Raw genomic sequence first — 1,192 nt, 5'->3', positions numbered from 1 at the left:
GGCAAGGCCGACCAGCAACCCCGCGACGGGGAGGGCCCACGTCGCCCGGGCAACGGCGCCGTCGCCCGCAGGCTTCGACGATGCCACAGGGAGGATCGTCACGAACGATGCCGCCATCCTGAGATCGGCAATGATGTCTTTGAGAAGCTCGGTACGCGGCATCATTTCAGCTTCATCGGCAGGCCGGCAACGACGAACTCAACCTCATCGGCAACGGCGGCGATCGTCTGGTTCATGATCCCGGCGGCGTCACGAAAGCTGCGAGCCAGCGCGTTGTCGGGCACGATGCCGAGGCCGACTTCGTTGGTGACGAAAACGACGGGACTCTTCAGATGGGGCAATTTGCCGGCGAGCGCGCCCACCTCGCGTTCCCAATCACGCTGCTCGTGCATCAGGTTGGAGAGCCACAGCGTCAGGCAATCCACCAGCCTTGCGCCGCCGCCGTCGGTTGCGACCAGGACGTCGACGAGATCGAGCGGCACCTCGCGCTCGATCCAGTCGGTTCCGCGCCGCGCGCGATGCTTGGCGATACGCGCCTCCATCTCAGTGTCGAGCGCCTCAGCCGTCGCGACATAGACGGGCTGTCCGGGAAAGGCGCGCGTGCGCATTTCCGCACGCTTGCTCTTGCCCGATCGCGCTCCACCCGTGATCAAGATGACGGCCATGAAAGTCTCCCGTGGGCCTGACTAATCACCAAACGCGCCCAAAGACAAAGCCGAAATCAGGCGGCTGGGGGCTTGCGCTCGCGCCTCGCTTTGCGCAACAGGGGCGGGACAGGAGGCAGGTGTGGGCTTTGCGGGCGCGATGGTGGTGGCGATGGCGGTGGATGCCCTCTTGGGCTGGCCGTCGTGGCTGTTCGCACGGATCGGGCATCCCGTGACCTGGCTGGGGCGGCTGATCGGTGCTGTCGATACCGGCTGGAATCGCGATTGCGATCCACCAGCGCTCCGTCGTGCCGCGGGCGTTGCTGGAGCGCTCGTGGTGATCGCGATCTCGGTTGCGGTCGGCTGGGTGCTTCAGGTCTTGCTTCCCACGGGCTGGATCCAGATCGTGCTGATCGGCATCCTGGCCTGGCCCTTGGTCGCTTCGCGCTCGCTGCATGATCACGTCGCCGCCGTCGCGCATCCTCTGATGGCTGGCGACATCGCCGCTGCGCGCGAGGCGGTCTCGCGCATCGTCGGCCGCGATCCCG

General features: G+C 66.4%; 2 protein-coding genes and 1 pseudogene. 1 reads left to right on the top strand and 2 read right to left on the bottom strand.

Annotated features, from left to right (window positions below):
• Window positions 1-165 (bottom strand): annotated as a pseudogene (locus MOV75_RS42810) (adenosylcobinamide-GDP ribazoletransferase); the annotation flags it as partial.
• On the bottom strand, window positions 162-665 hold the full coding sequence (gene cobU, locus MOV75_RS38840; protein WP_246932443.1) for a bifunctional adenosylcobinamide kinase/adenosylcobinamide-phosphate guanylyltransferase: 504 nt from the start codon (window positions 663-665) through the stop codon (window positions 162-164). The pseudogene MOV75_RS42810 and the gene cobU, both read right to left, overlap by 4 nt.
• 121 nt (window positions 666-786) lie before the next feature.
• On the opposite strand from cobU, the gene MOV75_RS38835 reads away from it, so the two are divergent.
• Window positions 787-1,192 (top strand): cobalamin biosynthesis protein (locus MOV75_RS38835; protein WP_247008127.1); only part of this gene is annotated, 406 nt, incomplete at its 3' end.

The sequence above is a fragment of the Bradyrhizobium sp. PRIMUS42 genome, from assembly GCF_023006515.1.
Lineage (GTDB): Bacteria > Pseudomonadota > Alphaproteobacteria > Rhizobiales > Xanthobacteraceae > Bradyrhizobium.
The sequence above is the reverse complement of the archived record's forward strand: the minus strand, read 5'-3'. Positions and strand labels throughout refer to the sequence as shown.

Coding starts and splice junctions, on each gene's coding strand:
- cobU (WP_246932443.1), bottom strand. CDS start 665: ATGGCCGTCATCTTGATCACGGGTGGAGCGCGATCGGGCAAGAGCAAG.